This is a genomic window from Algibacter sp. (assembly GCF_049667265.1).
GTDB lineage: Bacteria > Bacteroidota > Bacteroidia > Flavobacteriales > Flavobacteriaceae > Algibacter_B.
In genome coordinates, this window is sequence record NZ_JBATHX010000003.1 from 1 (window position 1) to 7,423 (window position 7,423).

General features: G+C 32.7%; 10 protein-coding genes and 1 tRNA gene. 3 read left to right on the forward strand and 8 right to left on the reverse strand.

All coding sequences use genetic code 11. The annotated features are described in order from the left end of the window. Positions 1-70 precede the first annotated feature (70 nt). From WBN21_RS00055 to pdxA, 4 genes are all read right to left on the reverse strand, one after another. On the reverse strand, positions 71-1,072 hold the full coding sequence (locus WBN21_RS00055; RefSeq protein WP_424197278.1) for a beta-ketoacyl-ACP synthase III: 1,002 nt from the start codon (positions 1,070-1,072) through the stop codon (positions 71-73). Between the two features lie 179 nt (positions 1,073-1,251). Then, positions 1,252-1,455: a 50S ribosomal protein L32 gene (gene rpmF / locus WBN21_RS00060; protein WP_034042489.1), complete on the reverse strand. Its 204-nt coding sequence runs from the start codon at positions 1,453-1,455 to the stop codon at positions 1,252-1,254. A 9-nt stretch (positions 1,456-1,464) separates the two neighbouring features. Next, positions 1,465-2,004: a YceD family protein gene (locus WBN21_RS00065; protein ID WP_424197279.1), complete on the reverse strand. Its 540-nt coding sequence runs from the start codon at positions 2,002-2,004 to the stop codon at positions 1,465-1,467. Positions 2,005-2,129: 125 nt separating this feature from the next. Continuing rightward, positions 2,130-3,182, reverse strand: coding sequence for a 4-hydroxythreonine-4-phosphate dehydrogenase PdxA (gene pdxA, locus WBN21_RS00070; RefSeq protein WP_424197280.1), 1,053 nt, complete (start codon positions 3,180-3,182; stop codon positions 2,130-2,132). Positions 3,183-3,258: 76 nt separating this feature from the next. Here pdxA and WBN21_RS00075 point away from each other — a divergent pair, with 76 nt between their 5' ends. Then, positions 3,259-3,849 (forward strand): riboflavin synthase, encoded by a 591-nt coding sequence (locus WBN21_RS00075; protein ID WP_424197281.1) that lies wholly within the window; start codon positions 3,259-3,261, stop codon positions 3,847-3,849. 1 nt (position 3,850) lies between these two features. Here the strand turns inward: WBN21_RS00075 and WBN21_RS00080 are convergent, their stop codons facing one another. From WBN21_RS00080 to mce, 3 genes are all read right to left on the reverse strand, one after another. Then, positions 3,851-4,063, reverse strand: a complete 213-nt coding sequence (locus tag WBN21_RS00080) for a hypothetical protein (protein ID WP_424197282.1) — start codon at positions 4,061-4,063, stop codon at positions 3,851-3,853. Between the two features lie 328 nt (positions 4,064-4,391). Continuing rightward, positions 4,392-4,465: transfer RNA gene (locus WBN21_RS00085), tRNA-Ile, on the reverse strand. Positions 4,466-4,514: 49 nt separating this feature from the next. Continuing rightward, the gene (gene mce / locus WBN21_RS00090) at positions 4,515-4,919 is read right to left on the reverse strand and encodes a methylmalonyl-CoA epimerase (RefSeq protein WP_424197283.1); all 405 of its coding nucleotides are present in this window, start codon (positions 4,917-4,919) and stop codon (positions 4,515-4,517) included. Between the two features lie 153 nt (positions 4,920-5,072). On the opposite strand from mce, the gene rbfA reads away from it, so the two are divergent. Together rbfA and WBN21_RS00100 are read left to right on the forward strand one after the other, a co-directional pair. Beyond that, positions 5,073-5,477, forward strand: coding sequence for a 30S ribosome-binding factor RbfA (gene rbfA / locus WBN21_RS00095; protein ID WP_424197284.1), 405 nt, complete (start codon positions 5,073-5,075; stop codon positions 5,475-5,477). Positions 5,478-5,542: 65 nt separating this feature from the next. Then, positions 5,543-6,748: an ABC transporter permease gene (locus tag WBN21_RS00100; protein WP_424197285.1), complete on the forward strand. Its 1,206-nt coding sequence runs from the start codon at positions 5,543-5,545 to the stop codon at positions 6,746-6,748. 1 nt (position 6,749) lies between these two features. On the opposite strand, the gene WBN21_RS00105 is transcribed toward WBN21_RS00100, so the two are convergent. After that, positions 6,750-7,423: tRNA dihydrouridine synthase (locus WBN21_RS00105; RefSeq protein WP_424197286.1), on the reverse strand; the 674-nt coding region annotated here is incomplete at its 5' end.

Here is a 7,423-nt window from a genome sequence, read left to right on the forward strand (position 1 = left end):
AGATTTGGCAACAAACTTAATTAAGTTTTGAATATCCTTTATATCCATAATTTTACTAATTAGTTAGTGGTTAGTGTTTTGCATTATAGGCCCATTTTAAATAAATGGCTCCCCAATTGAATCCGCCACCAAAAGCAGCGAATATTATATTATCTCCTTTTTTAAGCTGTGATTCATAATCATTTATAAGAAGTGGTAACGTGGCTGATGTTGTATTTCCATATTTTTGAATATTCATCATTACTTTACTTTCATCTAAATCAATACGTTGCGCTGTAGCATCAATAATACGTTTGTTTGCTTGATGTGCAGCCAACCAATCAACAGTATCTTTTGTTAGGTTATTACGTTCTAATATTTTTACTGCAGCATCGGCCATATTGAAAACTGCATTTTTGAATACCGTTCTTCCTTCTTGAAAAGCATAATGGCCTCCTTTTAGTAAAGCTTCAGCAGTTAACGCATGAGATGAACCCCCAAAAGTAGCTTGTAAAAACTCTCTTCCTGTTCCATCACTTTTTAAGTATTCGTCTTGAAGCCCTAAGTTTTCCTCGTTTGGTTCAAATAAAACTGCCCCTGCACCATCACCAAAAATAATGCATGTTGCTCTATCTTTATAATTGATAATTGACGACATTTTATCTGCACCTATTAGAAGTACATTTTTATAGCGTCCAGATTCAATATATGCTGCTGCTACAGACATACCAAATAAAAAGCTAGAACATGCTGCATCCATATCAAAAGAAAAGGCATTTGTTGCGCCAATTTCTGAAGCCGTAAAAGAAGCTGTTGATGCTGCTTTCATGTCTGGAGTTGCCGTTGCAACAATAACAAGTTCTATATCTTTTGGGTCAATACCCTTTTTCTTTATTAAATCTTGAGCAGCTTTGATGGCCAAATATGAAGTTCCTTTTCCATCGTCCTTAAGAATACGACGTTCTTTAATGCCCGTTCTTGAAGTAATCCATTCATCGTTCGTATCGACCATGGTTTCAAGAATTTGATTGGTTAATACATAATCTGGCACATATGCACCTACAGCTGTAATTGCTGCTGTGATTTTACTCATACCTTTATAGTTAGTTTGACCAAAAATCGTTAAAAATGGACGAAAACATCCAATATTTTACGAAAACTACTAAATTTTAGTCTAATATTATACAAATTACGTGTTTTTGTTAATTAGAAAAAATAATTCATAAAAAAAACGCCCATAAATGAGCGTTTTATATATGCATGCATAATAGTTTATGCTACGTTTTCTACTTCTTCAGAGTTGTCAATTAATACTTGACCTCTGTAATATAATTTACCTTCGTGCCAATGAGCTCTGTGGTACAAGTGTGCTTCACCTGTTGTTGGGCATGTAGCAATCTGTGGCGCAGTTGCTTTGTAATGTGTTCTTCTCTTATCTCTTCTTGTTTTCGAGATTTTTCTCTTAGGATGTGCCATTTTATATTTTTATTTATCCGTTAATAATTTTTTTAATGTATTCCAACGAGGATCAATATCCTCATCTTTGTCTTTTTTATCTTTAAGCTTAGGGCTTAATTCTTCTAATTTGTCAAGTATTTCTGAATCTAATGTACCGTCTTCAACTCCAGGGTGTAACCTTTTTATTGGAACAGCTAGTATAATTAATTCGTAAATATACTGTTGGATGTTAATTTCGTAAGTGCCATGAGGAATAATTAAAATGTCGATATTCTCGTCATTATATTCATCACCAAACTTAACAACCAAATCAAACTCGTTTTCAATCGTTTGATTATAAGGTTCGTTAGTTAAATCACAATTCACATTAACCCAACCAGTAATTTTAAAATGTAACTCTAATAATGTTGATTTTTTTTCTAATTCAAGACCAACAATAATGTTTACATCATTAAAATCTTCATACTCAAAATGTTCAAAGAACGCTTGCTTTACTTCATACTCAAAATGATGTTTCCCTGTTTTTAATCCTACAAATGGGATTGTAAACTCTTTCAGTAGCTTCATAATCGCATCTATTTTGAGCCTGCAAATATATAACTTTTTATTTACCTAACACGAGTTATGAACATTTTTTTAATTATGTTTTTTAACGGCTATTTTTACAGCCATTTTTTCTAATAATCAACTCATTAACGATGCACTTTTCGAGGCGCTTTCTTTAAGGGATTAGAAGTAAGTTGTTCATAACTCGTTCTGTTTTTATATATTTTAATAGCGCTAAAAACGGCTTCTTTAAATGAGTTTTCATCTGCTATACCTTTTCCAGCTATTTCATAAGCAGTACCATGATCTGGCGAAGTTCTTACTTTATTCAATCCTGCAGTATAGTTTACACCTTGCCCGAAGGAAAGGGTTTTAAAAGGAATTAAACCTTGATCGTGATAAGATGCAATAATGGCGTCAAAATTTTTATAATTATTTGAACCAAAAAAACTATCAGCCGCATATGGGCCATAAACTAATTTTCCGCTTTCTTTAATTTTATGAAGGGTTGGCCTTAAAACATCATCATCTTCGGTTCCTATAACGCCATTATCACCAGTATGCGGATTGATTCCTAAAACAGCAATTTTTGGCCTTTCAATATTAAAATCCTTTTTAAGGGAATTATAAACGGTGTTAATTTTTTGTTCAATTAGTTTAGGGGTAATATGGGCAGCAATATCTTTAACCGGAACATGGTCTGTTAATAACCCAACTCTTAGCGTATCCGTAATCATAAACATCAAACTTTCACCTTCAAGTTCTTTTGCTAAATAATCAGTATGCCCCGGGAATTTAAAATCTTCAGACTGAATATTATGTTTATTAATTGGTGCGGTAACCAAAACATGAATGGCGTTTTCTTTTAATGCCTTTGTTGCAGCTTCTAATGATTTAATGGCGAAACTCCCGATTTTCGGATCTTCTTGTCCAAATTCTATATTAACTGGATCATTCCAACAATTAAACACATTCACTTTGTTGTGTGCTATTTGGTTTAGGTCGTTAATAATATTGAAATTAATTTCCGAGTTAAAATGCGATTTAAAAAACGTCATTGCCTTTGCAGAAGCAAAAATCACGGGTGTACAAAAATCTAAAAAACGCTCGTCTTCAAATGTTTTTAAAATAATTTCACCACCAATACCATTTAAGTCACCTATAGATATTCCTACTATTATATTTTCTTCTTGCTCCATTAAAAATGACAACTTTTGTTCGTAATTTTGAAATTCATTTACTCATGCAAATTTAACCAAATAAACAAACAAAATTATGTTTACTGGAATTATTGAAAATATTGGTTTAGTATCGAATTTAAAAACCGAATTAGATAACCTTCACATAACTATTAAAAGCACCCTAACTCACGAGCTAAAAATAGATCAAAGTGTTGCACACAATGGTGTTTGTTTAACTGTAGTTGATATAAATAAAGACGAATACACAGTAACTGCAATAAAAGAAACATTAGATAAAACAAGTATTGGTACTTTAAAATTACACGATAAAGTTAATTTAGAACGCGCAATGAAACTTGGTGACAGACTAGATGGGCACATTGTTCAGGGTCATGTAGATCAAACTGCTGAATGCACAAATATTAAAGAAGAAAATGGCAGTTGGGTGTTTACTTTTAAATATGATAGTGCTTTGAATAACATTACTATCGAAAAAGGTTCTATAACGATAAACGGAACGAGTTTAACTGTTATAAATTCTAAAAAAGATTCGTTTAGTGTCGCTATAATACCCTACACGTATGAGCATACAAATTTTAATACCTTTATAATTGGTACTAAAGTAAACTTAGAATTTGATGTTTTAGGAAAATATGTGGCTAAACTTATTAACTTGAACAAGTAAACTATTGATTTTGTTTAGGAAACAAATGCTTTTTAACTCCGTAAAATAAAGCGAAAACCATACCAAATAAAATACCACCATCAATAGGGAAACCTGGTGGAGGTGGTGGCCCTGGAGGAGGTGGGGTTGGCCCAGGTAATGTCTGGGCTGCACATACAACGCTTATTAATACAAATAAGATTGAGGCAATTATTCTTTTATTTTGTATTGTCATAGGGGCACAAATGTATAAAAAAAAGCGAGTTCACAAAATAATTAAGCTTTATTGCTACGAAAAACATCTACAAAACGCTAAAATCATCGACGAAATGCAATTTTACTTTATTTTAATAAACATTTGTTAATAACTACTATCAACAAATTTAAAGTAAATGTAAAATTAATCCCTCACTTCTAATTTACTCAACAAATATATACAAATCAGTTTAAATGAGAAACTAAAATGCACTCTTGTATTTAAAATCTATACTAGAACGGTTTGATTCCAAATAAATTATAAAAAAAAGCCTTCAATTTCTTGAAGGCTTTACAATTTCTAGATGTGGTCCCACATGGACTCGAACCATGGACCACCTGATTATGAGTCAGGTGCTCTAACCAACTGAGCTATAGGACCGAAATTGGAGTGCAATATTACTACTATTTTTATTTCTTAGCAAGTTATTTTATTTCTTTATCTCTTGACATAACTCAATTAAAACGCCGTTTGATGATTTTGGATGCAAAAAAGCCACTAACTTATTATCAGCTCCTTTATTAGGGTTTTCATTTAAAACTTTAAAACCCTCTTTTTTAAGTCGCTTTATTTCAGATACTATATCATCAACTTCAAATGCAATATGATGAATCCCCTCCCCTTTTTTGTCAATAAATTTGGCAATTGGGCTATCCTTTTTAGTAGCTTCTAATAATTCAATTTTATTTTCGCCAACTTTAAAGAAAGACGTATTAACACCTTCGCTTTTTACTTCTTCTGTTTTATAATGGGGTTCACCAAATAATTTAGAAAACAACTCATTTGAGTCTTTAAGGTTTTTTACAGCAATCCCTATGTGTTCAATATTTTTCATTGAAAATTTTATTTTTTTTCATTTCCGTGAAGACGGAAATCTTTTTATTCAAAACTTAATTCCTTTTCAAAATACGAAAATCGCATCTAAAAGTAACATAATCTTTAAATATCCGTTATTTTTGCAGTCTAAACCTAATTCAGGTAATTACATATGAGTAACGTAGAGGAAAGTCAAAGACAAAAAAAAATAGGATCTGTTTTACAAACCGATTTAGCTGATGTTTTACAAAGCGCGGCTACTCAAGGCGGTATGCGAGGTATTTTAATATCGGTTACTAAGGTAAAGGTGACAGTAGATTTAGGTGTGGCAAAAGTGTATTTAAGTATTTTTCCGAATGAAAAGGGCAAAGAATTACTTGAAGGTATTAAGTCAAACACACCGTTAATTCGACATGAATTAGCACAACGCACCAAGAATCAGCTTCGTAGAATGCCTAATTTGGAGTTTTTTATTGATGATTCGCTAGAATATATCGACCAAATAGAAAAATCTTTAAAAGGGAAAGAAAACCCAATCAAAGACCCTTCAATATTAGAAAAAAGAAAAAAACACTAATTTTCTTATCAAACTTTTAATGGACTGCTTGAACATTCATTTTGTCAATATATTTTCATAATATTATGAATGTTTCATTACACATAGCAAAACGATACCTACTCTCCAAGAGCACTAACAATGCTATAAATTTCATAACTTATATTGCTATAATAGGCGTTATTTTAGGTTCGGCATCCTTATTTATAGTACTTTCTGGTTTTGCTGGTTTAAAGGATTTCACGTTACAATTTTCAAGTGAGGTAGATCCTGATTTAAAAGCCCAAACGGCCATTGGAAAATCGTTTTTTCTAACGGAAGTTGAAACCAATAAACTGAATAATTTAGATGACCTTGCACACTACTCAAAAATTATTGAGGAGCGTGTTATAATAGCTTCTGGAGACAAAAACGTATTGGCAGTTTTAAAAGGCGTAGATGCTAATTTTCAAAATGTAGTTGCTATTGATTCTACTCTGGATCATGGAAGTTGGGTAAATCAAAAAACAAATCAATTAGTTGTTGGTTGGGGCATTGCAAACAGTTTATCACTCGGTGTGCTAAGTTATACACAACCCATAACTGTTTATGTTCCAAAACCTGGAAAGGGAGCAATAACATCAAAAAAAAACGCATATAATTCTATTAACGCTATAAATGTTGGCGTGTTTTTTATAAATGAAGAGCTTAATGATACTTACGTATATGCGCCAATAGATTTAGCAAAAAATCTACTAAATTACGAGCCTAACCAATTGACTTCTTTAGAATTTAAATTGAAAAATGGTGTTGATGAAAACCAAGCTAAAAACAATATTCAAAGTATTTTAGGTGATAAAGTGATTTTAAAAAATAGAGCCCAACTTAACGATGCCCTCTATAAAATGCTAAACACCGAAAATTTGGCTGTTTACCTCATTTTTACACTCGTTTTAATCATTGCGTTTTTTAATGTTATAGGGTCATTAATTATGATGATTTTAGACAAAAAACGAAGTCTGAACACCCTATTCAATATAGGAACAACCTTAAAAGACATCCGGAAAATATTTTTTTACCAAGGCAGTTTAATGAGTGTTATTGGCGGGCTAATTGGTTTAGGTATTGCATTAATAATTACAACGCTTCAAAAAGTTTTTAGTTTAGTCATGATAACCCCAACACTCGCCTACCCAATAACCATCAAGTTTGAAAACGTCATAATTGTATTTTTAACTATTTCTGTGTTAGGAATTGTAGCGTCTAAAATTGCTTCGGCTAGAATTACGAAAGCTTTGGTGCAGAATATTTAGTTTACTCTGTAAATTGATGTCCGGAAAACTGCTCCAAAACCTCATCAAAAGCAGCAAAAACATCTTCCGAATGATCAGAAGTTACCATTTTCATGCGGTATTCTTTAAAATGCGGAATCCCTTTAAAGTAGTTGGTATAATGACGTCTGGTTTCAAAAACACCTAAAACTTCGCCTTTCCAGTCGATAGACATTTGTAAATGACGGCGAGCAGCATCAACACGTTCTTCTAAAGAAATAGGTGCTAAATGTTCGCCTGTTTTAAAAAAGTGCATTACTTGTTTAAAAAACCAAGGGTTCCCGATTGATGCGCGACCTATCATACAACCATCTAATCCGTAATCATCACGCATTTCCATGGCGCGTTCAGGAGTTGTCACATCGCCATTTCCAAACACAGGAATGTGCATGCGCGGGTTATTCTTTACTTGTGCAATAGGTTTCCAATTGGCATCGCCTTTATACATTTGTGCACGTGTACGCCCATGAATGGCAATGGCTTTACAACCTACATCTTGCAAACGCTCGGCAACCTCCACAATTTTTATAGAATTATCATCCCATCCTAAACGGGTTTTTACGGTAATGGGAATGCTGGTTCGTTTTACCATTTCGGCAGTAAGTTGCTCCATTAAACAAACATCTTTTAAAATGCCCGCACCCGCACCTTTGCTCA